Genomic DNA, 24,975 nt, shown 5'->3' on the forward strand with positions numbered 1-24,975 from the left:
CTCCAGGGTCAGATCCGCGACCTCGATCCGCCCGGCCAGGAAGTCCTTGGACAGCGGCGGACGGTCGTAGGGACGCTGCAGCTCATCACCGATGATCACCACACGCCCGCCGAACCCGAGGCTGCGAGCCGCCCTCGCGGCCGACAGACCGGCCAGCGAGGCTCCGACAATGACGAGGGACTCCATGAAGGACCCCTTTCAGATCAGTGGGTGCGGGAACAGCAGGGCGGCGCCGGGCGGGTGGACCTCTCGGCTCGTTGCCGCGTACTGCGCAACGTGCTTCATATTGTGAGGTTCAGCGTGATGCGTCCCACATTGGCCTGTCAAGCGTTCCGGGCGACTTTTCCTGCCCCCGTCCCGGGGTCGCCGTGATTCCCGACGGCGCGGCGGACCCCGCGGACAATGTTGCGCAATGTGACCCACGTTGCACAGGGCAGGATGCCTGCCCGTTCCCCGGCTCTTTCCGGCGTCGAGGGCGCGAAGCCCACCGGCCCAGGAAGGCGGCGTCGACGGCATGAGCGGATCCACGCCGACGGAGCTCGAGGAGTACCTCATGTCACCGGTGCGGCGGTGCTCCGCGGGGTGATCCGCGGCCCCGGGTGGGGCGCTGCTTCAGCGTTCGAGGTCGCCGCGGATGAAGGCCTCCAGGTTCGCCCGGGCGGTGTCGTCGGCCTGCTGCTCGGGCGGGGACTTCATGAAGTACGCCGCCGCCGAGGTCAGCGGCCCGCCGATCCCGCGGTCCAGCCCGATCTTCGCCGCCCGGATCGCGTCGATGATCACCCCGGCCGAGTTCGGGGAGTCCCACACCTCCAGCTTGTACTCCAAGGAGATCGGGGCGTCCCCGAACCCGTGACCCTCCAGACGCACGAAGGCGAACTTCCGGTCGTTGAGCCACGGCACGTGGTCCGAGGGCCCGATGTGCACCTCCTCGGTGCCGAACTCCCGCACCACGTTGGAGGTCACCGCCTGGGTCTTGGAGATCTTCTTCGACTCCAACCGGGTGCGCTCGAGCATGTTCATGAAGTCCATGTTCCCGCCCACATTGAGCTGATACGTCCGGTCCAGCACGTACCCGCGGTCCTCGAAGAGCTTGGCCAGCACCCGGTGGGTGATCGTCGCCCCGATCTGGGACTTGATGTCATCGCCCACGATCGGCACCCCCGCGGCGGCGAACTTCTGCGCCCACTCCTCGGTGGAGGCGATGAACACCGGCAGCGCGTTGACGAAGGCCACCCCCGCGTCCAGGGCCGCCTGGGCGTAGAACCGGTCGGCGGCCTCCGAGCCCACCGGCAGATAGGACACCAGCACATCCACCTGCGCCTCCCGCAGCGCGGCGGCGACATCGACCGGCTCGGCCGCCGACTCCTGGATCATCTCCCGGTAATAGGCCCCCAACCCGTCCAGGGTCGGCCCGCGCTGGACGGTCACCCCGGTGTGCGGCACCGAGGCGAAGGCCAGCGTGTTGTTCCGCCCGGCGCCGATCGCCTCGCACAGATCCACCCCCACCTTCGCCGCGTCCACGTCGAAGGCGGCCACGAACTGCACATCGGAGACGTGATAGTCCCCGAACACCACGTGCATCAGCCCCGGCACGGTCTGCCCCGGGTCGGCATCGGCGTAGAAGTGCACGCCCTGGATCAAGGACGAGGCGCAGTTGCCGACACCGGCCACCGCCACTCGGATCGGATGATGAGACACGATTCTCCTTCGTCGTGGGGCCGGACGCAGCCGCCGTGGCGGGGTGCGGCCGACCCCTCGGGGGTGAGGGGTGAGGGGCGGGTGACGTGGTGGTCCCCGCTGGGGTGCCGGCACGGGTCGCGCCGGCACCCGGGCGTCAGGGGCAGCGGTCGATCCACTCCTGCAGGTGAGGGGCCTCGGCGCGGATGTGGTCGTCGTGGCTGTGGGTCACAAGGGCGGCTCGGGTGTTACGGGCCCCCGCGTCCGCGGTCACGGCAGCGGCGTCGTGGGCCGGGTCGATGACCACGCACTGCTCGTCGTCGCCGACGATCCACACGTTGTTCTCCACCTGCCACGTGCCTCCGTCGAGGGAGAAGGTCCCGGAGGTCACCAGGCGCTCGACCCGGGCCCGGTCGGTGGAGCCCGCTGCACCGCCCGGAAGGGCGGCCGCCGGCCCCTGCTCCGCACGGCCCGCGCCCGGCACCGGAAGCTGCCCGGACACGCAGCCGGTGCTCATCCTGCTGCCTCGTGGGCCTCTCCGGCCACGGAGGCCGGTGCCGGGGGCGTCTCCGTGCGCCGCCTCCGACTGCTGCCCGGGGACACCCCGCGGTCGACTCGGCACATCGCGTCTTCCTCTCTGTCTGGGTGGCGGCCACCGCCACCGGTGGCCGAGGGGCCTCGGCCGGAACGTCAGCTCGACTCACCCGTTGCAACACGTATCGCATTACGCAACATCATGGGTGGGGAAAGTCTCTGCGAGAGCACTCCTCCTGTCAAGGGGCGGCGTCGTCGAACTGCATCTGCTGGAGGATCATGGCGGAGATCTCCTCGACGGACATGGAGGCGGAACTGACGTGCGGGATGCCGTTCAGGACGTACATCTCCTCGGCGTTGCGCAGTTCGTACGAGCACTGTGCGAGGGAGGCGTAGACCGTCGCAGGTCGTCGTTCCTGGCGGACCTGGCTCAACCGCATCGGTGAGGAGGTGAGCCCGAAGCACTTGCCGACGTGGGGCGCCACGGGTGCGGGCAGGGAGTGCTGCTCGAAGTCCTCGTCCACCAGGGGGAAGTTGGCGGCGCGGATGCCGTGCTGCAGGGCCAGGTACATGCTGGTGGGGGTCTTGCCGCAGCGCGACGGGGCGATGAGGATCAGGTCCGCCCGCTCGAGGGCCCGGATGGACTGGCCGTCGTCGTGCTCCATGGCGTACTCCACCGCCGACATCCGCCGCTGGTACCGGATGGCGTTCCCCAGGCCGTGGGCTCTGCCCGGCTGCAGGCTGGCGGTGGCGTGCAGCGCGGTCTCGAGCTGGGGGATGTGGGTGCCGAACAGGTCCACGAAGAAGCCGCGGCTGCCGGCGAGGACACCACGGATGTCCGGGTCGACGACGGTGGAGAACACCACCGGCACCCGCCCGGCGGCGGCCACGGCGTCGATCCGGTCCGCCACCTGCCGGGCACGCTCCACGGTGACGACGAACGGCACGGTGTGACGCTCGAAGGGCTGGTCCGGGAACTGCGTGATCAGCGTGCTGCCCAGGGTCTCGGCGGTGATGCCCGTGCTGTCCGAGACGAAGAACGCCACGGGGCAGGTCTCGGTCATGTCGTTGCGTGCCTGTCTCTCGTCGTGCCGACCGCGGGCCCGTCCCGGCGCGCGGGGCGCCGGGACGGGGCGTCTCAGGTGCTGGGCTGGGGTGCGGTGCGGGCCAGGGACAGCCAGGTGTCCACGACGGCGTCGGGGTTCAGGGAGACGGAGTCGATGCCCTGCTCCAGCAGCCAGGCGGCCAGGTCGGGGTGGTCGCTGGGTCCCTGCCCGCAGATCCCGACGTACTTGCCCTTCGCCCGGCAGGCGGCGATGGCCAGGCCCAGCAGCTTCTTGACCGCCGGGTCGCGCTCGTCGAAGGAGGAGGCGACCAGGGCGGAGTCGCGGTCCAGGCCCAGGGTGAGCTGGGTGAGGTCGTTGGAGCCGATGGAGAACCCGTCGAAGTGCTCCAGGAAAGCCTCGGCCAGCAGCGCGTTGGCCGGCAGCTCGCACATCATGACGATCTCCAGGCCGTCCTCCCCGCGCGCCAGGCCGTTGGCGGCCAGCAGCTCCACCACGCCCCGGGCCTCGGCGAGGGTGCGCACGAACGGGACCATGAGCTTGATGTTGGTCAGCCCCATGGCGGTGCGCGCGTGCCGCACCGCCGCGCACTCGAGCTCGAAGGCCGGCCGGAAGGCGGGGGAGAGGTAGCGGGAGGCGCCTCGGAACCCGAGCATGGGGTTCTCCTCCTCCGGCTCGAAGATCGGGCCGCCGAGCAGGTTGGCGTATTCGTTGGACTTGAAGTCCGACAGCCGGATGATCACCGGTTCGGGGGCGAAGGCCGCCGCGATCGTGGCGATGCCCTCGGCCAGGCGCTGCACGTAGTACTCCCGCGGCCCGTCGTAGGCGGCGATCCGCTCCCGGATCTGTCCTGCCACCTCGGCCGGCAGGCTCGTCCCGTCCTGCTCCAGGGCCAGCAGCGCCAGGGGGTGGATGCCGATCTGCCGGTTGATGATGAACTCCAGCCGGGCCAGCCCCACGCCGTGGTGGGGCAGCTGGGCGAAGGCGAAGGCCTGCTCGGGGGTGCCGACGTTCATCATGATCTTCAGCGGCGCCTCCGGCACCGCCTCCAGGGAGGTCTCCTCCACGGTGTAGTCCAGCAGTCCCGCGTAGACCAGGCCGGCCTCGCCCTCGGCGCAGGAGACCGTCACCGGGTCCCCGTCGGCCAGCACCGCGGTCGCGTTCCCGGCCCCGACGACGGCGGGGATGCCCAGCTCCCGGGCGATGATCGCCGCGTGGCAGGTGCGGCCGCCGCGGTCGGTGACGATCGCGGCGGCCTTCTTCATGATCGGCTCCCAGTCCGGGTCCGTCATCGAGGCCACCAGCACGTCCCCGGCCTGGAACGAGGCCATCTCCTCGTGGGAGCCCAGGACGCGGACCTGGCCGGCGCCGATGCGCTGGCCGATCGCCCGGCCCCGGGTCAGCACCGTGCCGCTGCCCTCGAGCCGGTAGCGGGAGACCGCACCGGCCGCCCGGCGGGAGACGACGGTCTCCGGACGGGCCTGGAGGATGTAGAGGCGCCCGTCGGTCCCGTCCAGGCCCCACTCGATGTCCATCGGGCGGCCGTAGTGGGCCTCGATGGCCACCGCGTAGCGGGCCAGCTGCTCCACCTGCGCGTCGGTGAGGCTGAACCGGTTCCGCAGCTGCGCCGGCACGGGCACGAAGCCCACCGTCGCCCCCAGGTCCCGGGAGTCCGTGTAGGTCATCTGCAGGGCCTTCTCCCCGAGCCCGCGCTTGAGCACGGCCGGGCGGCCGGCGGCCAGGGCGGGCTTGTGGACGTAGAACTCGTCCGGGTTCACCGCCCCCTGCACCACGGCCTCACCCAGCCCGTAGGACGAGGTGATGAACACCGCGTCGGTGAAGCCGGACTCGGTGTCCATGGTGAACATCACTCCCGAGGCCCCCACGTCGGAACGCACCATCTTCTGCACGCCCACCGACAGCGCCACCTCGGCGTGGGTGAAGCCGTGGTGGACCCGGTAGGCGATCGCCCGGTCGTTGTACAGGGACGCGAAGACGTCCTGGACCGCGGCCAGGACGTTCTCCACGCCCCGCACGTTGAGGAACGTCTCCTGCTGGCCGGCGAAGGAGGCGTCCGGCAGGTCCTCCGCCGTGGCGCTGGAGCGCACCGCCCAGGAGACCTCCACCCCGTCGGGCTGGGCGGCGGACAGCTGCTCGTACGCGGCGCGGACCGCCTCCTCCAGGGCGGGCGGCAGCGGCGCGGACCGGATCAGCGCACGGATCCGGCCGCCGACGGCGGCCAGGGCGCTCACGTCGCCGGCGTCGAGGCCCTCGAGGATCCCGGCGATCCGCGCCTGAAGCCCCGAGGCCGCCAGGAACTCCCGGAAGGCCGTGGCCGTGGTGGCGAAGCCGCCGGGCACCTGCACCCCGGCGCTGCTCAGACTGCGGATCAGCTCCCCCAGGGAGGCGTTCTTGCCCCCCACCTCCGGGAGGTCGGACAGGCCGATCGCGGTGAACGGAAGAACATGGGTCATCGGAATCGTCTCCTAGAGGTGCGTTCGAGCAGGCGGCGGTCATGTCGTCGAGAAGAGCCGGACGCAGCGGCGCCCTGAGCGGCGCCGGATCCGGATGTACGGATGAGGAGTCTCGTCGTCGATGGAGATGGCCGGGGCACGATCGGTGAGCATCTACGTGTCCCGCGGAAGAGAAGGAGTTGATGGTTCGTCGCCCTTGGCGGGGAGCCCGTGGTTGCCGGCGGACAGGTGCGCCCGGACCCGGTGGTTCCCCGTGCTGCGACGGACTGGCGGCCGTCGCCGTGCGTGAGGGGGATCGCCGCCATGGTGACGCTCAACGGGCGCGACCGGTCTGCTCGCTCGAGCGCTCCACAGCGTCCGCGGGGAGGGTCAGGCCTGGTCGCGTGTTCGGCGGCCGGTCCGGGTCCTCCGACGCCCCGGGTCGAGCACGACGCATGACACCCCTCTCCTGCTCGTGCAGTGGCCGACAACTATGTCGTCAACAGATATATCACTCATATACGAGCCCGGGAAGCGTGTTGCGGTCCGTGGCCAGGTGGCACCTTGGTCCACCGGTGCGGAAAGAGGTCGGCTGGGGTTGCAGAGTTGCGCTCATTGCAACACTTGTACATGTGAGCGATGCCTTCAGGATTCGGAGAATTGCAGCAATCCCTGACTTTTCTCCGAGCTCTTGACCGTGGTGTGGATCACTTTCTACAGTTACAGCAACTCGGTTGTGATGAGTGCAACACTCAGCGATCGGGACGGAACCACCCAGCAGCTGTCGGTCGCGACAGCGGCATCCGCACCTTCGTCGAGGCCGGCGGCACCGACGTCGCGGTGCGGCGCCTCCCGTGACCCATCCCCGGCATTCCGCACGGGGTCCGCTCCACGAAAGGACGACCATGACCACCTCGCCCACCACCGTTCCCAGCGCCTCCTCGGTCGCCGAGCTCGAGCGCCTGAAGATCCTGCACAACGGGCAGAAGGAGCAGCTGACCTTCTCCGACGCCGAGTTCGAGCGCCGCCTCGCCGGCCTGCGGAAGATCATGGCCGACAAGCAGCTCGACGCCGTCGTGCTGACCAGCTACCACGGCATCAAGTACTACTCGGACTTCCTGTACACCACGTTCGGCCGCAACTACGCCCTGGTCGTCACCGCCGACGACTCCGTCACGGTCACCGCCAACATCGACGCCGGCATGCCGTGGCGCACGAGCTACGGCGACAACGTCGTCTACACCGACTGGCAGCGCGACAACTTCTACTTCGCCCTCCAGGAGGTCCTGCGCCGGCGCGGGGTGCAGGCCCGCCGGATCGGCGTGGAGGACGACGCCCTGCCGCTGCTGACCCGCCGGCGCATCCAGGCCGCGTTCGCGGATGCTGAGCTGACCGACGTCTCCCAGGAGGCCATGCGCCAGCGCATGGTCAAGTCCGCCGAGGAGATCGAGGTCATCAAGCACGGCGCCCGCATCGGCGACCTCGGCGGCGAGGCCATCCGCGCCGCCATCCGTGAGGGCATCAGCGAGTACGAGGTCGCACTGGCCGGCACCGAGGCCATGGTCCACGAGATCGCCCGCGCCTTCCCGCACCGCGAGGTCCGCGACACCTGGGTGTGGTTCCAGTCCGGGATCAACACCGACGGCGCCCACAACTGGGCCACCACCCGCACGCTGCGCCGGGGCGACATCCTGTCCCTGAACTGCTTCCCGATGACCTCCGGGTACTACACCGCCCTCGAGCGCACCCTGTTCCTCGGCGAGCCGGACGCCCGCTCGCGCGAGCTGTGGGAGATCAACGTCCAGGTGCACGAGCGCGGCCTCGAGCTGATCAAGCCGGGCGCGGTGTGCAAGGACATCGCTGCGGAACTCAACGAGATCTTCGTCTCCCACGGCCTGCTGGCCAACCGCACCTTCGGCTACGGGCACTCCTTCGGAGTGCTCAGCCACTACTACGGCCGCGAGGCCGGCCTGGAGCTGCGCGAGGACATCGACACCGTGCTGGAGCCGGGCATGGTCGTGTCCATGGAACCGATGATCACGGTCCCCGAGGGCGAGCCGGGCGCCGGCGGCTACCGCGAGCACGACATCCTCGTGGTCGGCGAGGACGGCGCGGAGAACATCACCAAGTTCCCGTACGGCCCCGAGCACAACATCGTGTCCGCCTAGACGGAGCCCGACGGCGGCGGCGCCGCAACGCGCCGCCGCCGTCCCCGGCGGCCTCCGCAGCCGCACCACACAGCCGCACCACACAGCCGCACCCACGGCACGGAAGGACCACGGTGGTCACCACCCGCTCTCTCGAGGATCTCGACGCGCACAGCTACCAGGACTACGTGGCCGGAGGCCGAGGACTGGTGCTCATCCCCACGGGGGCCACGGAGCAGCACGGCCCCCACCTGCCGCTGGGGGTGGACGCGATGCTCTCCCGCGCCGTCTGCGCCGCAGCCGCGGAGGAGCTCGGCGCCCTGGTGGCACCGACCTTCAGCTACGGCTACAAGTCCCAGCCCCGCTCCGGGGGCGGCAACCACCGTCCCGGCACGACGAGCCTGTCCGGGCAGGCCCTCGTGCTGCAGACCCAGGACGTCGTGCTCGAGTTCTTCCGCCACGGCATCCGCCGGATCGCGGTGGTCAACGGCCACTTCGAGAACTACCAGTTCCTCTACGAGGGACTCGACCTCGCGGTGCGGCAGGCCCGGGCCGGCGGCCTCGACGGCAGCCGGGCCATGCTGCTCTCCTACTGGGACTTCGTCGACGACCAGGCCCTGGAGGCCGTCTTCCCGGACGGCTTCCTCGGCTGGGACGTGGAGCACGGGGGAGTGCTCGAGACCGCACTGATGCTCCACCTGCACCCCGACAAGGTCGACATGTCCCGGGCTCCCGCCCATCCCCCCGCCGAGCTGACCCCCTACGACGTCTTCCCCGAGGACCCGGCCCGCACTCCGAGCTCCGGGTGCCTCTCCTCCCCCACAGGCGCCACCGCAGAACGCGGCGAGCTGCTGCTCTCCACCGTCCGCTCCGGCATCGTCCGGGCGGTCACCAGCGAGTTCGGGAAGTGAGAACGACATGAAGAAGACCGACGCCTCCGCGGAGGCCGCAGCCGAGGCCAGAACCGTGCCGCGGTTCCGAGGGCGGAACCTGCCCGCTCTGGACCGAGCCGTCATCACGGTCCTGCCTCCAGTGCTCATCGTCGCCGTGCTGGCCGTGGTCACCGTCAACCCGGGCGGCGCGGCCGAGGCCATCTCCGCGGCCCGCACCTTCGTCACCGGCAGCTTCACCTGGCTGTTCATCGCCTATTCGCTCGTGGCGGTCGCCGTCTGCGCGTGGCTGGCCTTCAGCCGGGTCGGCAGCATCCGCCTCGGCGGACCGGACGCCCGCCCGGAGCACGGCAAGTTCGCCTGGTACTCGATGCTCTTCGCCTGCGGGCAGGGCATCGGGCTGATCTTCTGGTCGGTCGCCGAACCGATCCTGCTGCGGGACGAGAACCCCGTCGTCCCTGCGGGGCAGGACGGTGGGGCCGAGGGCGCGATGGTGTGGTCCTACTTCCACTGGGGCTTCACCGCCTGGGCCATGTACTGCGTGGTCGCGGTCTGCCTCGCCTACTCCCACCACAACCTCGGCAAGACCCTCACCTTCCGTGAGGCCACGGTCGACGTCCTCCCGGCATGGTCCCAGCGCGGGGCGGGCGTGGTGGTGGAGCTGCTCGCGATCATCGCGACCGTCCTGGGCCTGGCCACCTCCTTCGGCTTCGCCGCCCTGCAGTTCAGCTCGGGGCTCGCTTCCTTCACCGGGCTGTCCTCCGGCCCGGGGGTCTGGCTGCTCGTCATCCTGGGGCTGGCCGGCCTGACCGCGGCCTCCGCGTTCTTCGGCATCAACAAGGGCATGAAGCGGATCAGCGAAGTGAACTCCGTGCTGAGCATCGTGCTGCTCGTGGCCGTGCTCGTCGCCGGTCCCACCATCTTCATCGTCTCGAACGTCACGCAGACGTTCGGGTCCTTCTTCGCCCACTTCCCGGCGATGAGCTTCTGGACCGACGCCGGCACCGCCGGGCAGGGTCTCGCCACCTGGCAGGACAGCTGGAACGGTTGGTGGACCGTGTTCATCTGGTGCTGGGTCATCGCCTTCAGCCCCTTCGTGGCCGGTTTCATCGCCCGCATCTCCCGCGGCCGCACCATCCGCGAGTTCGTCATCGGCGTCACCGTGATCCCCTCGCTGATCGTCATGGTCTGGATCGGGATCATCGGCTCGGCCGCTCTGCACTACGACGACCGCAGCGACCGCGGCATCTCCGCGGCGGTCGCGGCGGACACCTCCAGCGGGCTGTTCGTCATGCTCGAGTCCGTCCCCGTCGTCGGCTCACTCCTGCTCGTGGTGGCCACCGTCCTGGTCGCCACCTACTACGTCACCTCCCTGGACTCCGGCGCGCACGCCCTGGCCGAGTTCGTCTCCGCGCCCCGCCGGGCCGGGCCGATCTTCCGCGTGGTGCTCGTCGCCAGCATCGCCGCCGTGGCGCTCACGCTGCTCACCCTCGGCGGCACCGCGGTGGTCGACACGGTGCAGACCGGCACCATCATCGGAGCCTTCCCGTTCTCCTTCGTCATCCTGTTGATGATCGCGAACCTCGTGCGCCGGCTGCTGACCCGCACGCCGGGGACCGAGCGCCTGGAGCGGGAGGTCAACGACCCCTCGCCGGACGTCCCCGGCACCGACGGCACCCCGGCGGGGGCGGGGGAGGGTCCGGTGCGGCGCACCGCGGCCGTCCCGGAGCCGGTCCCGCCGGTCGTTGATCCCCGACCGCAGCGCTGACCCCCGCGCCCGACGGGTGGTCGCGATGGGCACGTCGTCCCCGCCGGCCGACTGTCCCGGCGCGTCCGGGAGGTGGGAGCGCAGCCCGCGTTCCCACCTCCCGGACGCGTCGTGGTGAACGTCCCGCCCCCGTGACGCAGAATGAGAAGTCCTATGACGCCACCATCCGAGAACACCTCCCCCGGCGAGGCCCGCGCCGCGTCCGTCGTCTCCCACGCGCTGCGGGTCCTGCGCTGCTTCTCCGTGGACGAACCACTGCTGGGGGTGACCGAGATCGCCGCCCGCGTGGGGCTGCACAAGAGCACGGTCTCCCGGCTCCTGGTGACCCTGGAGCAGGAGAACGTGGTGGAGCGCGATCCGCAGACGCGCCGCTATCGCCTGGGCCTCGGCCTGATCTCCGTGGCGGGTCCGCTGCTGGCCGAGCTGGACGAGCGGCGCGCGGCGTACCCGGTGCTGCTGGAGCTGACCGAGCAGACCGGCGAGACGAGCGCTCTGATGGTCTGGAGCGACGATCAGGCCGTCTGTGTGGAGCAGATCCCCAGCCCGCGGCAGATCAAGCACACCACGCCGCTGGGCACCAGGTACAACACCGCGCTCAGCGCCTCGGTGCAGCTCTTCCTCGCGGAGCAGCCACCGGAGCGGGCGCAGGCGCTGCTGCTGTCCGGGATCATCGAGCTGCCCGACCCCACCGAGGCAAGCGTCGGGGCCTACCTGGAGTCACTGCGACAGGCCGCCGAGGAGGGGGTGGCCCTCAACTACGGCAAGACCTCGATGGACGAGGTCGGCGTCGCCGCCGCCGTCCGCGACCACCGGGACCGGACGGTCGCGGCCGTCATGGTCGCGGCGCCGCGCTACCGGGTCACGCCCGAACAGGCCCAGCAGCTCTCCGCCGCTGCCGTGGCGGCGGCCCGGGAGGTGTCCCAGCGGCTCGGGGCCCCTGTGGGGGCCCGCCGCACCGGGCGGGCGTCCCTGGAGGTGCGCTGACCGGGTCCCGTCGGCCCGGGGCCGCGGCCGTCACCCGGTGGAGGCCGCGTCCCGCCCGATCGTCTCCCGCAGGATCTCGCTCGTGCCCCCGAAGATCGTCAGCAGCCGGGAGGCGAGGTAGGCCTGGGCCACCGGGTAGTCGAGGATATAGCCGTAGCCGCCGTGCAGCTGCAGGCACCGGTCCGTGACGGCCTTCGCCCGCTCGCTCGCCCAGTACTTGGCCTTGGAGGCCCCGACGACGTCGAGCGCCCCGGCGTTGAACGCGTGCACGGCCCGCTGGACGTAGGCCTCGGTGACCTCCACCTCGACCGTCAGCTCCGCGACCTCGAACCGGGAGTGCTGGAAGTCCAGCACCCGGGTGCCGAAGGCTGTGCGCTCCCGGGTGTAGTCGAGGGTGGACTCCAGCGTGGCGCGCGCCACGGCGCTCGCGGCCACGGCGACCGCCAGCCGCCCCTGGGGCAGCAGCTGCCGGATCTGCCGCAGCCCGCCGCCCTCCGCCCCGATCAGGTTCGCGCCGGGGACGCGGACGTCCTCGAAGAACAGCTCGGCGGTGTCCGAGGCCCGCACGCCCATCTTGTCCAGCTGCTTGCCGGCCGAGTAGCCGGGGGAGTCCGTCCTGTGCACCAGGAAGAGGCTGAAGCTGTCCTCCCCGGCGCGCTCGGCGCGCCCGTCCGTGCGGGCCAGCACCAGGGCGGCGTCCCCGCTGATCCCGTTGCCGATGAAGGTCTTCTGGCCGTTGAGCACCCAGTCCTCGCCGTCGCGCACGGCCCTCGTGCGCACCCCGCGCAGGTCGGACCCGGCGCCCGGCTCGGTCCAGGCCACCGAGGTGACCAGTTCCCCGGTGAGGATCCGCGGCAGCCACCGCTCCTGCTGCTCCGCGGTGCCGTGGGCGAGCAGGTGGGGCAGCACCCAGTCGTCGTTGAGGTGCAGCGCCAGGGCCACGCCGAGGGCTCCGCCGCGGACCAGCTCCTCGTCGAGCACGGCGCGGAACCGGTAGTCGGTCAGGCCCATGCCGCCGTGCTCCTCGGGCACGGCGAGGCCGAGCAGGCCCGCCTCGCCGGCGGCGGTCCACATGCTGCGCGGCATCAGGTGCTCGGCGTCCCACTGCGCGTAGTGGGGGGTGACCTCGCGCGCCACGAACTCGCGGGCGACGCCGCGGAACTCTTCGTGCTCCTCCTCGAAGAAGGGCTGGACGGCCGGGGTGGGAGTCATGGGGTGCCTCCTGTGCTGGTGGGAACCGGGTGGCCGGCGGCGTCCGGGTGATCGGTGGGGTCCGGGCGGATCGCGGTGCGCAGCGCGGCCCAGGCCATCTCCTCGAGCGCGGCCCGGGCGGCGTCGAGACGCTCCGCCTCCTGCGGAGTGCGCAGCCGCTGTGCGGCCCGCAGGGAGTGCGGGGTGGAGTTGATCAGTCCGAAGGCGGCCTGGGCGCGCAGGGTGAGGTCGGCGACCTCGCGCGCGGGGGCGAGCTCGCGCAGGGCCTCGACCCACAGGGTCACGTAGCCGCGCTGGAGCACGCGCACCGCGCGGCGGTCCTCGGCCGTCAGGTTGGGCAGCTCCCGGTCCTGCACCACGATCACGGCGGGGCGGTGCAGGGCGAAGTCGACCTGGAAGCGGACCAGGTCCCGCAGTCGCCGCTGCGGGTCGGGGGCATGCCGGGCCACCTCGCGGCCGCGCTCGAGCAGGTCGTGGCTGACCTCGAGCAGCACCGCGCCCAGGACGGCCTGCTTGCTCGCGAAGTGCCGGTAGACCGCGGGGCCGCTGACGCCCGCGGCCGCGCCGATGTCGTCGATCGAGACCCCGGCGAAGCCCCGCTCGGCGAAGAGCGTGGCGGAGGCGGCGAGCAGGTCCTGCCGGCGCCGGGCCTTCGCCTGCCCGCGCACCGTGGTGGGCTGCGGGCTGGGTCGGCGGTCGGTCTGCGGCATGCGGTCCTTCTTCCGGCGGCGGGGCGGGCGTTCCTGGACATTTTAGTGAGTCGCCACTAACCTGACGACCAAGTTAGTCCAGACTAACCGAAAGGGCCTCCCGGACCCGGGGCCGGATCGGGACGGAGGAACGGATGCGGGTGCTGAGCAGCCAGGTGGATCCGGGCAGCCCGGACTTCGGCGCCAACGCGGCCGCCCAGCACCGGCTCGTCGAGGAGCTCGGGGCACGCCTGGAGCGGGTGGCGCAGGGCGGGCCGGCGGCCTCGCGGGCGCGGCACGTGGGCCGCGGCAAGCTGCTGCCGCGCGAGCGGGTGGACCACCTGCTCGACCCCGGCAGCCCGTTCCTGGAGGTCGGCGCCCTGGCGGCCGAGGGGATGTACGACGACGAGTGCCCCGCCGCCGGGCTGATCGCCGGCGTCGGGCTCGTGCACGGCCGGCAGGTGATGGTCGTCTGCAACGACGCCACGGTCAAGGGCGGCACGTACTACCCCGTGACGGTCAAGAAGCACCTGCGCGCCCAGGAGATCGCCCTCGAGAACCGGCTGCCCTGCGTCTACCTCGTGGACTCCGGCGGGGCGTTCCTGCCGCTGCAGGACGAGGTCTTCCCGGACCGCGAGCACTTCGGGCGGATCTTCTACAACCAGGCCAACCTCTCGGCGGCGGGCGTCGCCCAGGTGGCCGCGGTGCTGGGCTCGTGCACCGCCGGCGGGGCCTACGTGCCGGCGATGAGTGACGAGACCGTGATCGTGCGCGGACAGGGCACGATCTTCCTCGGCGGCCCGCCGCTGGTGAAGGCCGCCACCGGCGAGGAGGTCACCGCGGAGGAGCTGGGCGGCGGCGAGCTGCACGCGGCCGTCTCCGGGGTGGTCGACCACCTCGCGGAGAACGACGAGCACGCCCTGGAGATCGTCCGCGACATCGTCGCGACCCTGCCCCCGCCCGCCCCCCGCGCCTGGCCGGTCCGGGCGGCGGAGCCACCGGCCGTGGCCGAGGACGAGCTGGCCGGCGCGGTCCCGGTGGACCCCAACGCCGGCTACGACGTGCGCGAGGTGATCGCCCGCCTCGTGGACGGGTCCCGTTTCGCCGAGTTCAAGGCGGAGTACGGCACCACGCTCGTCACCGGCTTCGCCCACCTGCACGGCCACCCGGTGGGCATCGTGGCCAACAACGGGGTGCTCTTCGCCGAGTCGGCGATGAAGGGCGCCCACTTCATCGAGCTGTGCGACCAGCGCGGGATCCCGCTGCTGTTCCTGCAGAACATCACCGGCTTCATGGTGGGCCGCGACTACGAGGCCGGCGGCATCGCCAAGCACGGCGCCAAGATGGTCACCGCCGTGGCCACCACCCGGGTCCCGAAGCTGACCGTGGTGATCGGGGGGTCCTTCGGGGCCGGCAACTACTCCATGTGCGGGCGCGCCTACTCCCCGCGGTTCCTGTTCCTGTGGCCCCAGGCGAGGATCTCGGTGATGGGCGGGACGCAGGCCGCGTCGGTGCTGGCCGCCGTCAAGGCCGACCAGCTGGCCGCCCGCGGGCAGGACTGGGACGCGGAGGAGCGCGAGGCGTTCATGGCGCCCATCCGCCGGCAGTACGAGGAGCAGGGCAACCCCTGGTACTCCACCGCCCGGCTGTGGGACGACGGCGTGATCGCCCCGTCCGACACCCGCGAGGTGCTCGGGCTGGCCCTCGAGGTCTGCTCCCGCGCCCCGCTGCCCGAGCCGGCCTTCGGCCTCTTCAGGATGTGAGCCCCGTGACTCCCAGCACGCCCCCGCGCCGCTTCGACGTCGTGCTCGTCGCCAACCGCGGCGAGATCGCCCGCCGGATCCTGCGCACCCTCAAAGCGCTGGGCATCCGCTCGGTCGCGATCTACAGCGAGGCCGACCGCGACGCGGTGCACGTGCGCGAGGCCGACGTGGCCGTGTGCGTGGGCCCGGCCGCGCCGGCGCAGAGCTACCTGCGCATCGACGCCGTGGTCGAGGCCGCCCGCGCCACCGGGGCGCAGGCGGTCCACCCCGGCTACGGGTTCCTCTCCGAGAACGCCGGCCTGGCCCGCGCGTGCGCCGCGGCCGGCATCGCCTTCGTCGGCCCCGGCGCGGAGGCCCTGGAGATCATGGGGGACAAGATCCGCGCCAAGCGGCACGTGGCCGCCGCCGGGGTGCCCGTCGTGGCCGGGGTCTCGGACCCGGGCCTCGACGACGACGCCCTGGTGGCCGCCGCCGCCGGCATGGACTACCCGCTGCTGATCAAGCCCTCGGCCGGGGGCGGCGGCAAGGGCATGCACGTGGTCGAGGACCCCGAGCGGCTGCCCGAGGCCCTCGCCACCGCCCGCCGGGTCGCGGCCGCCGCGTTCGGGGACGACACCCTGTTCCTGGAACGGCTCATCGAGTCCCCCCGGCACATCGAGGTCCAAATCCTCGCCGACACGCACGGGACCGTGGTCCACCTGGGCGAGCGCGAGTGCTCGCTGCAGCGCCGGCACCAGAAGGTGATCGAGGAGGCGCCCTCGCCGCTGCTGGACCCCGCCACGCGGGAGCGGATCGGGCAGGCCGCCTGCCGGGTGGCCCGCTCGGTCGGCTACGCCGGCGCCGGGACCGTGGAGTTCCTCGTGGCCGCGGACCGGCCGGAGGAGTTCTTCTTCATGGAGATGAACACCCGCCTGCAGGTCGAGCACCCGGTGACCGAGCTGGTCACCGGCGTGGACCTCGTGGAGCACCAGCTGCGCGTCGCCGCGGGGGAGCCCCTCGCCCTGGCCCAGCAGGACGTGGTGCTCACCGGCCACGCGGTGGAGGCGCGGGTCTACGCCGAGGACCCCGCGCGCGGCTTCCTGCCCACCGCCGGCACCGTGCTCGCGCTCGAGGAGCCCTCCGGCCCCGGGATCCGCGTGGACTCCTCCCTGGCCGCGGGCCTCACGGTGGGCTCCGACTACGACCCCATGCTGGCCAAGGTGATCGCCTGGGGCGAGGACCGCGAGCAGGCCCTGGACCGGCTGGACTCCGCCCTGGCGGACACCGTGGTGCTCGGGGTGGGCACCAACACCGAGTACCTGCGCGCCCTGCTCGCCGATCCCGCCGTGCGCGCCGGGGAGCTGGACACCACCCTCATCGAGCGGCGCCTGCCGGAGCTGGAGTTCGCCGCCCCGGACGAGACCCACTTCGCCGCCGCGGCCGCCTTCCTGCGGGCCCGGGCCGCCGCGCCCGGCGCCGCGCCCGGTCCAGGGCCTGGCTGCGGGCCCTGGGACCGCGCCGAGGGCTGGCGGCCCACCGGCCGGGCCCGGCCGGCGGTGGAGCTCGCCCACGGGCTGGAGCAGCCCCGCCGCACTGTCGTCGACGACGGCGTGCGCCTGGTGCCCCTGCCCGGCCGGGCGGCCGCGCACCTGCTGGAGGCCGGCGGGACCGCCCGCGTCGTCCACGTCGCGGCCGGGGAGGGCAGCGTCTGGGTGGGCGAGGACGGGTTCGCCGTCGAGCTCCACGTGCTGACCCGCGAGGAGCGGCTGGAGCGGGCGCTCGCGGCCCTGGAGCGCACGGCGGGGCCCGCCGCGCCCGAGCTGCACTCGCCCATGCCCGGCACCGTCGTCGCGGTCCCCGTCGCGGCGGGGGAGCGGGTCGCGGAGGGGCAGACCGTGGTGGTCGTCGAGGCCATGAAGATGGAGCACCGGCTGACCGCCCCCACCGCCGGAACCGTCGAGCTGTCCGTGCGGGCCGGAGCGCAGGTCGCCCTGCACCAGCTGCTCGCCCGCGTGGTGCCCGACGTCCCCGGCACCGCACCCGGCACCGGTCCGGCGGCGCCCGGGACCCCGCCGGCCACCGATCCGACCAGTCAGGAGCACAGCGCATGAACTTCGAGCTCGACGAGGAGTACCAGGACCTCTCCGACACCGTCCGGGAGTTCGCCGACGAGGTGATCGCCCCCGTCTCGGCCCGCTACGACCGGGACCACGCGTTCCCCTACGACATCGTGGCGCAAATGGGCGAGCTGGGCCTGTTCGGCCTGCCCTTCCCCGAGGAGTACGGCGGGATGGGCGGGGACTACTTCGCGCTGTGCCTGGCGCTCGAGCAGATCGCCCGGATCGACCAGTCCGTGGCCATCACCCTCGAGGCCGGGGTGTCGCTGGGTGCCATGCCGATCTTCCGCTTCGGCACCGAGGAGCAGAAGCAGCAGTGGCTGCCCGACCTCGCGACGGGCCGGGCGCTCGCCGGCTTCGGGCTCACCGAGCCGGAGGCCGGCTCGGACGCCGGCGGCACCCGCACCACCGCCAGGCGGGAGGACGGGCAGTGGGTGGTCGACGGCGCCAAGGAGTTCATCACCAACTCCGGCACGGACATCACCCGCCTGGTCAACGTCACCGCGGTCACCGGCACCACGCAGCTGCCGGACGGGCGGGTCAAGAAGGAGATCTCCACGATCATCGTCCCCACGGACACGCCCGGCTTCCGCGCCGAGAAGGCCTACGACAAGGTCGGCTGGAACGCCTCGGACACCCACCCGCTGTCCCTGCAGGACGTCCGGGTCCCGGAGGACCACCTCCTGGGCGAGGAGGGGCGCGGCTACGCCAACTTCCTGTCCATCCTCGACGAGGGGCGCATCGCCATCGCGGCCCTGGCCACCGGCGCGGCCCAGGGCTGCGTCGAGGAGTCGGTGCGCTACGCGGGCGAGCGCACCTCCTTCGGCCGGCCCATCGGGGGAAACCAGGCGATCTCCTTCAAGATCGCCCGCATGCAGGCCCGCGCGCACACGGCCCGGCTGGCCTACTACGACGCCGCGTCCCGGATGCTGGCCGGCCGGCCGTTCAAGACGCAGGCCGCGATCGCCAAGCTCGTGGCCGGGGAGGCCGCGATGGACAACGCCCGGGACGCCACCCAGGTCTTCGGCGGCTACGGGTTCATCAACGAGTCCCGGGTGGCCCGCCACTACCGCGACTCCAAGATCCTCGAGGTCGGCGAGGGCACCACCGAGGTGCAGCTCATGCTCGTCGCCCGCGAGCTGGGACTGTGAGGGGGCGGCCGTGAGCGCACCGCGAAAGGTGGTCCGCCAGCGCGGGCTGTGGTTCGAGGAGTTCGAGGAGGGCACCGTCTACGAGCACGCCCCGGGGCGCACGGTGACCGAGGCCGACAACGTCCTGTTCACCACCCTCACCATGAACACCCAGTCCCTGCACCTCGACGCCGCGTGGGCCAGGCGCCAGCCATTCGGGCAGCGCCTGGTGAACTCGATGTTCACGCTCTCCACCCTCGTGGGCGCCTCCGTGGCGCAGCTGACCCAGGGCACCATCGTCGCCAACCTCGGCTTCGAGGAGGTGCGGTTCCCGCACCCGCTGCACCACGGCGACACCCTGTACTCGTCCTCCGAGATCCTCGGCACCCGCCCGTCCTCCTCCCGGCCCGGGCAGGGGATCGTGCGCGTCAAGCACGTCGGGCGCAACCAGGACGGGCTGGTGGTCGCCGAGTGCACCCGCTCCGTGCTCATGTGGTCCCGCGACGCCGCCCCGCGGTGACCCCGGTGCCCGGGACCCCTCCCGTGCCCGCCGCGCCACCGCCCCACCACCCGTTCCGAAGGAGCCGCCCGTGACCGACGACCCCGCCCTCGGCCCCGCCCTGCTGTTCTGCCCGGCCGACCGTCCCGACCGCTACGCCAAGGCCTCCGCGCGGGCCGACACCGTGATCCTCGACCTCGAGGACGCCGTGGCCGGGCCGGACAAGCCCGCCGCCCGGGACGCCCTCGTGGCCACGCCCCTGGACCCCGCCCGCACCGTCGTGCGGATCAACGCCGAGGACACCGAGGACTTCGCCCACGACCTCGTCGCCCTGCGGCACACCGCGTACACCACCGTGATGCTGCCCAAGGCCGCCTCCGCCGAGCGGCTCGCCGTCGCCGCGGAGCTCGGCCTGGACCGGGTGATCGCGCTGTGCGAGACCGCCGAGGGAGTGGTGCACGCGGCCGGGATCGCCCGCGCCCCCAACGTGGTGGCGCTGATGTGGGGCGCCGAGGACCTGGTCGCCTCCCTGGGCGGCAGCTCGTCCCGCCGCCCGGACGGCGCCTACCGGGACGTCGCCCGGCACGCCCGCTCGGCAGTCCTGCTGGCCGCCGGCGCCGCCGGCAAGCCCGCCGTCGACGCCGTGCACGTCGACATCGCCGACCTCGACGGGCTGCGCGAGGAGGCCCTCGACGCCGCGGCCTCCGGCTTCGCCGCCACCGCCTGCATCCACCCCGGCCAGGTGGAGACCGTCCGCGCCGCCTACCGCCCCGCCGAGGAGGAGGTCGCCGCCGCCCGGGAGCTGCTCGCGGCCGCCCGGGACGCCCCCGGCGTCTTCACGTTCCGCGGGCGGATGGTCGACGAGCCCCTGCTCCGCCACGCCGAGCGCCTCGTGCGCCGCGCCGGCGGCTGAGCCCCCGTGCCCGAGTCCCGCCCACCCCGTCCGGAGGAGACCATGAACCGGCCCCTGACCATCGTCGTCCCCGTCAAGCACGTCCCCGAAGCCCAGGGCGAGCGCGTCCTCACCGGTGACCCGCCCGTGCTCGAGCGCGGCCCCGGGATCCTCTCCGAGCTCGACGAGTACGCGCTCGAGGCCGCCCTCCGGCTCGTCGAGGCCGCCGGCGGGGCGGAGGCCGGTCACCGGGTGCACGCCCTCACCGTCGGCCCGGCGGACGCAGCGGCCGCCCTCAAGCGCGCCCTCCAGCTGGGCGCCGACGCCGGCGTGCACGTGCTCGACGACGCCCTGGCCGGCTCGGACGCCTGGGCCACCGCCCGGGTGCTCGCCGCCGCGGTCGAGCGGATCGCCGAGGAGGAGTCCCGGCCGGTGGACCTCGTGCTCACCGGCATGGCCTCCACGGACGGGGAGACCTCCCTGGTCCCCGGTCAGCTGGCCGAGCGGCTCGGCCTGGCCCACGTCGGCTTCGCGAGCTCGCTGGCCCTCGCCGAGGACGGCGCCTCGCTCACCGCCACCCGGCACACCGGGGCCGAGGTCCTCGAGCTCGTCGCGCAGCTGCCGGCGCTCGTGGCCGTCACCGACCGGGCCAACACCCCGCGCTACCCGAACTTCAAGGCGATCGTGGCGGCCAAGAAGAAGCCCGTGCGCACGTGGTCGGCCGCCGAGCTCGGGCTCGGCCCGGGCGACGTGGGCCTCGCCGGCTCCCTCACGCGCGTGCTTGAGGCCGTGCCCCGCCCGCCGCGCACCGCCGGGGAGGTCGTGGTGGACGAGGGCGAGGGCGGGATCCGCCTCGCCGAGTTCCTCGTGGCCCAGAAGCTCGTCTGACCCCACCACGTCTGACACCCCACGTCTGACACCCCACGTCTCGCCCGATCACGTCTCGCCCGGGTGCCCGGGCAGGAGGAGGACCCTCATGACCACGACCCTGGTGGTGCTGGACACCACGGAGCGGCTGCGCCGCGGCGACCGGGAGCTGCTCGTGCTCGCGAGCTCCCTGGGCGAGGCGCACGCCGTGCTCCCGGCGGCCCCCGGGGACGGGCTGCTCGACGAGCTGGCCGGCCACGGTGCGGCCGCCGTGCACGTCCCCGCGGACGGCGCGGGCGACCGGCTGACCACCCCCGCCGTCGCGCTCGCGGCGGCGGCCGCCCGGACGAGCGGCGCCGGGGCGGTGCTGCTGCCCAACACCCCGGAGGCCAAGGACGTCGCCGCGCGCCTGGGCGTGCGGCTCGAGGCGGCGGTGATCACCGACGTGGTGGCCCTGGACACGGACCTGGTGGCGACCAAGTCCGTCCTCGCCGGCGGCTGGACCACCCGGTGCCGGGCCGTGAGCCCGGTGCTGGTCGCCACCGTCCGGCCCAACTCGGTGGAGCTCCCGGCCGAGCTCCCGGCCGGGGCGGACCGCCCGGCGGTGCACGTGCACGACGTCGACGACGCGGTCCCCGCCGCGCGCGTGGTCGGGCGCACCGAGCTGCCCGCCTCCGGGCGGCCGGCCCTGGGTGAGGCGCGCGTGGTCGTGGCCGGCGGCCGCGGCACGGGCGGGGACTTCGGCCCGCTCGAGGAGCTCGCGGACGTCCTCGGCGGCGCGATCGGCGCCTCCCGCGCCGCGGTGGACGCCGGGTGGATCGGCCCCGAGGCGCAGGTGGGGCAGACCGGCCGCACCGTCTCCCCGCAGCTCTACGTCTCGTGCGGGATCTCCGGGGCCGTGCAGCAGCGCGCGGGCATGCAGACCGCCCGGGTGATCGTGGCGGTCAACAAGGACGAGCAGGCGCCGGTCCTCGAGATCGCCGACCTCGGGATCGTGGGCGACCTCAGGAAGGTGCTGCCCCAGGCGGTCGAGCACCTGCGGTCGCTGCGCGGATAGCCGCCGCGGCCCGGCCCGAAGCGGCCCGACCCCGACCGGGCCGGGCCGGTGGCGGATCGGCCCGGTCGGCCGGCCGTGGCGGCGGCCCCGGGGCCGGGCTAGCTCAGAACCCGGAGGGGTTCCGGGGGGTGTAGACCTCCTCGAGGCGCCGGACCTCCTCGTCCGTCAGGTCCAGGTCGGCGGCGGCCGCGGCGTCGTCGATGTGCTGCTCGCGGGTCGCGCCCACGATCGGCGCCGTCACGGCGGGCCGGCCGGCGACCCACGCGAGGGCCACCTGGGCCATCGGCACGCCGCGCTCGTCGGCCACGGCAGCGACCGCGTCGACGATCGCCCGGTTCGCCGCCACGTCCTGCGTGTAGAGGCCCTGGCCGAACGCGTCGGTGCTCTCCCGGGTGCCGGAGCCGGCGGCGCCCCAGGGCCGGGTGAGCCGGCCGCGGGCGAGCGGGCTCCAGGGCAGCACGCCCACCCCGGTCGCCCGGCAGAACGGGTGCATCTCCCGCTCCTCCTCGCGCTCGAGCAGGTTGTACTGGTCCTGCATCGAGACGAACCTGGTCCAGCCGTGCAGCTCGGCGGTGTGCTGCAGCTGCGCGAACTGCCACGCCCACATGCTCGAGGCCCCGAGATAGCGGGCCTTGCCGGCCTTCACGACGTCGTGCAGGGCCTCCATGGTCTCCTCGACGGGCGTGCGGGGGTCGAACCGGTGGATCTGGTACAGGTCGACGTAGTCGGTCCCCAAGCGCTGCAGCGACGCGTCGATCTCGTGCATGATCGCCGCCCGGCTGAGGCCGCCGCCGTTGCGCGCGTCCCGCATCCGACCGTGGACCTTGGTGGCGATCTGGAGCTCCTCCCGCGGAGCGATCTCCCGGAGCAGCGTGCCGGTGATCTCCTCGCTGGAGCCCAGCGAGTACACGTTGGCCGTGTCGAACGTGGTGATCCCGGCCTCGTAGGCGCGGCGCACGAACGGGCGGGCCTCGTCGAGGCCCACGCTCCACGCGTGCGACCCCTTGGCCGGATCCCCGTAGCTCATCATGCCCAGCACCACGGCGCTCAGCTCCAGGCCGGAGCTCCCCAGACGGACGGTTCTCATGACGGTTCTCCTTCTGCACGGCGGACGATGGCGCGGCGGGCGACGGACGGTGGCACGGAGCCACGGCGAGGTCGCGGGCCCGCTCCCGATCCTAGGAGAGCGCGCCCCGACCGGCCGGACCGCGGGCTCAGCGCGCCACGGTCCGGTGCCCGGCGTCCAGCCGCCGGGTCCAGCCGCGCGCGTCCAGGTGCTCCAGCAGCGGGATCGCCACGCGCCGCGTGGTGCCCAGCGCCTGGCGCGCCTGGCTCGTGGTGAAGGGCTGCGGCAGCCGGGCGAGCTCGCGCATGGCCAGGGCGGGGGCCGTGGGGAGCAGCACGAGCCCCTCCCCGATCCGGAGCAGCCGCCCGGCGCGCTCGGCGGCGGCGAGCTCGCGGGCGCCCAGGCGCAGCGCCGTCAGGTCCTCGGCCTCCGGGGCGCGGAAGGGCTCGGCCGCGAGCCGGTGCTCCAGCCGGCGCACGGCCGGCTCGTGCGCGCCGAGGCCGCCCCGGTGCTGCGGGGAACGGATGTGGCCGCCCTCCTGCGCCAGGCCGGCACCGCGGACCACCGGGTCGACCAGGGCGGCGTCGGGCAGCGCGAGCAGGTCACGGGCGGCACCCCGGGACAGGCCCGCCGCCAGGGGGTCACGGGCGTGCAGCTCCTCCACGGCCGTGCGCAGCCGCTCCTGCCAGGCGTCGAGCACGGGAGCGTGCACCCACCAGCCGCCGGCCGCGCGCACCCCCGCGGGCGGGGCGGCGTCCGCGGCGGCCAGCAGGCCGAGCCGGTGCAGGCGCTCCGCAGGGACCGCGCCGCGGCGGGCCACCTCGGCGAGCACGTCCCCGCGGGCGTCCAGGCCGGTGAGGCGCGCGGCCCGGCGCGCCCGGTCGCCGCGCCGCCGCAGTGCGGGCGGGTCGGCGTCGAGGACCAGGGCGCCGCCGAGCACCGAGCGGCTGCCGGGATCGCGCAGCACCACGCGGTCCCCGAGGACGAGGGGCAGGGGGCGGTCGAGGGCCAGCCGGGCGTGGTCGTCGTCGAAGGGACTGAGCCGGGCCGGGACCGCCGCGGTGCCGGCGTGCACCACGAGCTGCTCGGCCAGGAGCGGGAACGCGGACCCGGTGGTGCGGCGGACGTCGAGGACGCCGGTGACCGGCCACGCGCCGGGGGTGACCAGGGCGTCGCCGCGGTGCACGTCGTCGGCCGGCACCCCGCGCAGGTTCACGGCCACCCGGGCGCACGGCTCCAGCGACGCGGCCGGCCGGTTGCGGCTGTGCAGCCCGCGCACCGCCACCGGCCGGGCCCCGCCCGCGCCGAGCAGCTCCAGCCGGTCGTCCTGCCGGAGGGTGCCCGCGGCCAGGGTGCCGGTCACCACCGTGCCGGACCCGGTGATCGTGAAGGAGCGGTCCACCCACAGCCGCAGCCGCCCGTCGGCAGGCGCGGGCGCCTGCGCCAGGACGTCGTCGAGCGCGGCGCGCAGCTCGTCCAGGCCCGTGCCCTCGAGGGCCGAGACGGTGACCGCGGGCGCGTCGCGCAGGCCCGTCCCGGCCAGCTCCGCCCGGACCTGCGCGAGCACCTCCTCGGCGCGCCCGGGCGCCCGGTCGGCGCGGGTGAGCACCACCACGCCGCGCTCGATGCCCAGGGCCGCGACCGCGTCGCGGTGGTCCCCGGACTGCGCCTGCCAGCCCTCGTCGACCGCGACGACGAAGCACACCACCGGGGCCGGGCCGAGCCCGGCGAGCATGTTGCCGAGGAAGCGCTCGTGGCCGGGGACGTCCACGAAGGCCACGTCCCGCCCGGAGGGCAGCGTGGTCCAGGCGTAGCCCAGGTCGATGGTCAGCCCGCGGCGGCGCTCCTCCTCCCACCGGTCGGGCTCCATGCCGGTGAGGGCCCGCACCAGGGTGCTCTTGCCGTGGTCGACGTGCCCGGCCGTGGCGACGACGTGCACGCTCACCGGGTTCCTCCGGTATCGCCGTCCGTCCCGTCCAGGGCGGTCAGGGCGGCGCGCACCGCGTCGAGCAGACGGTCGTCGTCGGACTCGGGCACGCAGCGCAGGTCGAGCAGGCAGGCGTGGTCGTGGACCCGGGGCAGCACGGCCGGGCGTCCGGCGCGCAGCGGCGCGGCCGCCGCCTCGGGCAGCCGGACCGCCCACCCCGGCAGCGGCACACCGGGAGCGCCGCCGCCGCCGACCCGGCC

19 protein-coding genes and 2 pseudogenes are annotated in these 24,975 nt (G+C 73.5%); 11 read left to right on the plus strand and 10 right to left on the minus strand.

What is annotated here, in order from left to right; translation table 11 throughout:
* From ABL57_RS12660 to ppsA, 5 genes and pseudogenes are all read right to left on the minus strand, one after another.
* Positions 1-186: FAD-dependent oxidoreductase (locus ABL57_RS12660; RefSeq protein ID WP_047803842.1), on the minus strand; the 186-nt coding region annotated here is incomplete at its 3' end.
* A 426-nt stretch (positions 187-612) separates the two neighbouring features.
* Positions 613-1,698, minus strand: coding sequence for an inositol-3-phosphate synthase (locus tag ABL57_RS12665; RefSeq protein WP_047801817.1), 1,086 nt, complete (start codon positions 1,696-1,698; stop codon positions 613-615).
* A gap of 178 nt (positions 1,699-1,876) precedes the next feature.
* Positions 1,877-2,194: pseudogene (locus ABL57_RS23555) on the minus strand (MBL fold metallo-hydrolase); the annotation flags it as partial.
* A gap of 256 nt (positions 2,195-2,450) precedes the next feature.
* Complete coding sequence (locus ABL57_RS12675; protein ID WP_047803843.1) at positions 2,451-3,275, minus strand: pyruvate, water dikinase regulatory protein; 825 nt, start codon at positions 3,273-3,275, stop codon at positions 2,451-2,453.
* A 74-nt stretch (positions 3,276-3,349) separates the two neighbouring features.
* A complete protein-coding gene (ppsA, locus tag ABL57_RS12680; protein ID WP_047803844.1) occupies positions 3,350-5,749 on the minus strand; it encodes a phosphoenolpyruvate synthase in 2,400 nt (799 codons plus the stop codon).
* Between the two features lie 884 nt (positions 5,750-6,633).
* Here ppsA and ABL57_RS12685 point away from each other — a divergent pair.
* The 4 genes from ABL57_RS12685 (at position 6,634) to ABL57_RS12700 (ending at position 11,517) form a co-directional block, all read left to right on the plus strand.
* Positions 6,634-7,896 (plus strand): M24 family metallopeptidase, encoded by a 1,263-nt coding sequence (locus ABL57_RS12685; RefSeq protein ID WP_047803845.1) that lies wholly within the window; start codon positions 6,634-6,636, stop codon positions 7,894-7,896.
* Between the two features lie 113 nt (positions 7,897-8,009).
* Positions 8,010-8,786 (plus strand): creatininase, encoded by a 777-nt coding sequence (locus tag ABL57_RS12690; protein WP_047803846.1) that lies wholly within the window; start codon positions 8,010-8,012, stop codon positions 8,784-8,786.
* 7 nt (positions 8,787-8,793) lie between these two features.
* The gene (locus ABL57_RS12695; protein WP_047803847.1) at positions 8,794-10,533 is read left to right on the plus strand and encodes a BCCT family transporter; all 1,740 of its coding nucleotides are present in this window, start codon (positions 8,794-8,796) and stop codon (positions 10,531-10,533) included.
* A gap of 153 nt (positions 10,534-10,686) precedes the next feature.
* On the plus strand, positions 10,687-11,517 hold the full coding sequence (locus tag ABL57_RS12700; protein WP_082157430.1) for an IclR family transcriptional regulator: 831 nt from the start codon (positions 10,687-10,689) through the stop codon (positions 11,515-11,517).
* A 30-nt stretch (positions 11,518-11,547) separates the two neighbouring features.
* Here ABL57_RS12700 and ABL57_RS12705 read toward each other — a convergent pair whose 3' ends face one another.
* Positions 11,548-12,729: an acyl-CoA dehydrogenase family protein gene (locus tag ABL57_RS12705; RefSeq protein WP_047803849.1), complete on the minus strand. Its 1,182-nt coding sequence runs from the start codon at positions 12,727-12,729 to the stop codon at positions 11,548-11,550.
* Positions 12,726-13,439 carry a TetR/AcrR family transcriptional regulator gene (locus ABL57_RS12710; RefSeq protein WP_047803850.1) on the minus strand — a complete coding sequence of 238 codons (714 nt, stop codon included), beginning with the start codon at positions 13,437-13,439 and terminating at the stop codon, positions 12,726-12,728. The genes ABL57_RS12705 and ABL57_RS12710 overlap by 4 nt, the downstream gene beginning before the upstream one ends.
* Positions 13,440-13,573: 134 nt before the next feature.
* Between ABL57_RS12710 and ABL57_RS12715 the strand changes: the two genes are divergently transcribed.
* From ABL57_RS12715 to ABL57_RS12745, 7 genes are all read left to right on the plus strand, one after another.
* Positions 13,574-15,181 (plus strand): carboxyl transferase domain-containing protein, encoded by a 1,608-nt coding sequence (locus tag ABL57_RS12715; RefSeq protein ID WP_047803851.1) that lies wholly within the window; start codon positions 13,574-13,576, stop codon positions 15,179-15,181.
* 5 nt (positions 15,182-15,186) lie between these two features.
* A complete protein-coding gene (locus tag ABL57_RS12720) occupies positions 15,187-17,271 on the plus strand; it encodes a biotin carboxylase N-terminal domain-containing protein (RefSeq protein WP_371212482.1) in 2,085 nt (694 codons plus the stop codon).
* Complete coding sequence (locus ABL57_RS12725; protein WP_047803853.1) at positions 17,268-18,428, plus strand: acyl-CoA dehydrogenase family protein; 1,161 nt, start codon at positions 17,268-17,270, stop codon at positions 18,426-18,428. The genes ABL57_RS12720 and ABL57_RS12725 overlap by 4 nt, the downstream gene beginning before the upstream one ends.
* A 10-nt stretch (positions 18,429-18,438) precedes the next feature.
* The gene (locus ABL57_RS12730; RefSeq protein WP_047803854.1) at positions 18,439-18,927 is read left to right on the plus strand and encodes a MaoC family dehydratase; all 489 of its coding nucleotides are present in this window, start codon (positions 18,439-18,441) and stop codon (positions 18,925-18,927) included.
* A gap of 70 nt (positions 18,928-18,997) precedes the next feature.
* The gene (locus tag ABL57_RS12735) at positions 18,998-19,819 is read left to right on the plus strand and encodes a CoA ester lyase (protein ID WP_047803855.1); all 822 of its coding nucleotides are present in this window, start codon (positions 18,998-19,000) and stop codon (positions 19,817-19,819) included.
* 42 nt (positions 19,820-19,861) lie between these two features.
* Positions 19,862-20,686, plus strand: a complete 825-nt coding sequence (locus ABL57_RS12740) for an electron transfer flavoprotein subunit beta/FixA family protein (protein WP_203225624.1) — start codon at positions 19,862-19,864, stop codon at positions 20,684-20,686.
* 88 nt (positions 20,687-20,774) lie between these two features.
* Positions 20,775-21,722 carry an electron transfer flavoprotein subunit alpha/FixB family protein gene (locus ABL57_RS12745; RefSeq protein WP_047803856.1) on the plus strand — a complete coding sequence of 316 codons (948 nt, stop codon included), beginning with the start codon at positions 20,775-20,777 and terminating at the stop codon, positions 21,720-21,722.
* A 103-nt stretch (positions 21,723-21,825) separates the two neighbouring features.
* Here ABL57_RS12745 and ABL57_RS12750 read toward each other — a convergent pair whose 3' ends face one another.
* The 3 genes and pseudogenes from ABL57_RS12750 to ABL57_RS12760 form a co-directional block, all read right to left on the minus strand.
* The gene (locus ABL57_RS12750) at positions 21,826-22,809 is read right to left on the minus strand and encodes an aldo/keto reductase (RefSeq protein ID WP_047803857.1); all 984 of its coding nucleotides are present in this window, start codon (positions 22,807-22,809) and stop codon (positions 21,826-21,828) included.
* 127 nt (positions 22,810-22,936) lie between these two features.
* Positions 22,937-24,727 (minus strand): selenocysteine-specific translation elongation factor, encoded by a 1,791-nt coding sequence (gene selB, locus ABL57_RS12755; RefSeq protein ID WP_047803861.1) that lies wholly within the window; start codon positions 24,725-24,727, stop codon positions 22,937-22,939.
* A 2-nt stretch (positions 24,728-24,729) separates the two neighbouring features.
* A pseudogene (locus ABL57_RS12760) lies at positions 24,730-24,975 on the minus strand (L-seryl-tRNA(Sec) selenium transferase); the annotation flags it as partial.

The organism is Kocuria sp. SM24M-10, from assembly GCF_001027955.1.
GTDB classification, from domain to species: Bacteria; Actinomycetota; Actinomycetes; order Actinomycetales; family Micrococcaceae; genus Kocuria; species Kocuria oceani.

Excerpts from the sequence above, each read along its gene's own strand:
- ABL57_RS12675 (WP_047803843.1), bottom strand. The coding sequence starts at position 3,275 with ATGACCGAGACCTGCCCCGTGGCGTTCTTCGTCTCGGACAGCACGGGC.
- ppsA (WP_047803844.1), bottom strand. The coding sequence starts at position 5,749 with ATGACCCATGTTCTTCCGTTCACCGCGATCGGCCTGTCCGACCTCCCG.
- ABL57_RS12685 (WP_047803845.1), top strand. The coding sequence starts at position 6,634 with ATGACCACCTCGCCCACCACCGTTCCCAGCGCCTCCTCGGTCGCCGAG.
- ABL57_RS12695 (WP_047803847.1), top strand. The coding sequence starts at position 8,794 with ATGAAGAAGACCGACGCCTCCGCGGAGGCCGCAGCCGAGGCCAGAACC.
- ABL57_RS12700 (WP_082157430.1), top strand. The coding sequence starts at position 10,687 with ATGACGCCACCATCCGAGAACACCTCCCCCGGCGAGGCCCGCGCCGCG.
- ABL57_RS12705 (WP_047803849.1), bottom strand. The coding sequence starts at position 12,729 with ATGACTCCCACCCCGGCCGTCCAGCCCTTCTTCGAGGAGGAGCACGAA.
- ABL57_RS12710 (WP_047803850.1), bottom strand. The coding sequence starts at position 13,439 with ATGCCGCAGACCGACCGCCGACCCAGCCCGCAGCCCACCACGGTGCGC.
- ABL57_RS12715 (WP_047803851.1), top strand. The coding sequence starts at position 13,574 with ATGCGGGTGCTGAGCAGCCAGGTGGATCCGGGCAGCCCGGACTTCGGC.
- ABL57_RS12725 (WP_047803853.1), top strand. The coding sequence starts at position 17,268 with ATGAACTTCGAGCTCGACGAGGAGTACCAGGACCTCTCCGACACCGTC.
- ABL57_RS12740 (WP_203225624.1), top strand. The coding sequence starts at position 19,862 with ATGAACCGGCCCCTGACCATCGTCGTCCCCGTCAAGCACGTCCCCGAA.
- ABL57_RS12745 (WP_047803856.1), top strand. The coding sequence starts at position 20,775 with ATGACCACGACCCTGGTGGTGCTGGACACCACGGAGCGGCTGCGCCGC.
- ABL57_RS12750 (WP_047803857.1), bottom strand. The coding sequence starts at position 22,809 with ATGAGAACCGTCCGTCTGGGGAGCTCCGGCCTGGAGCTGAGCGCCGTG.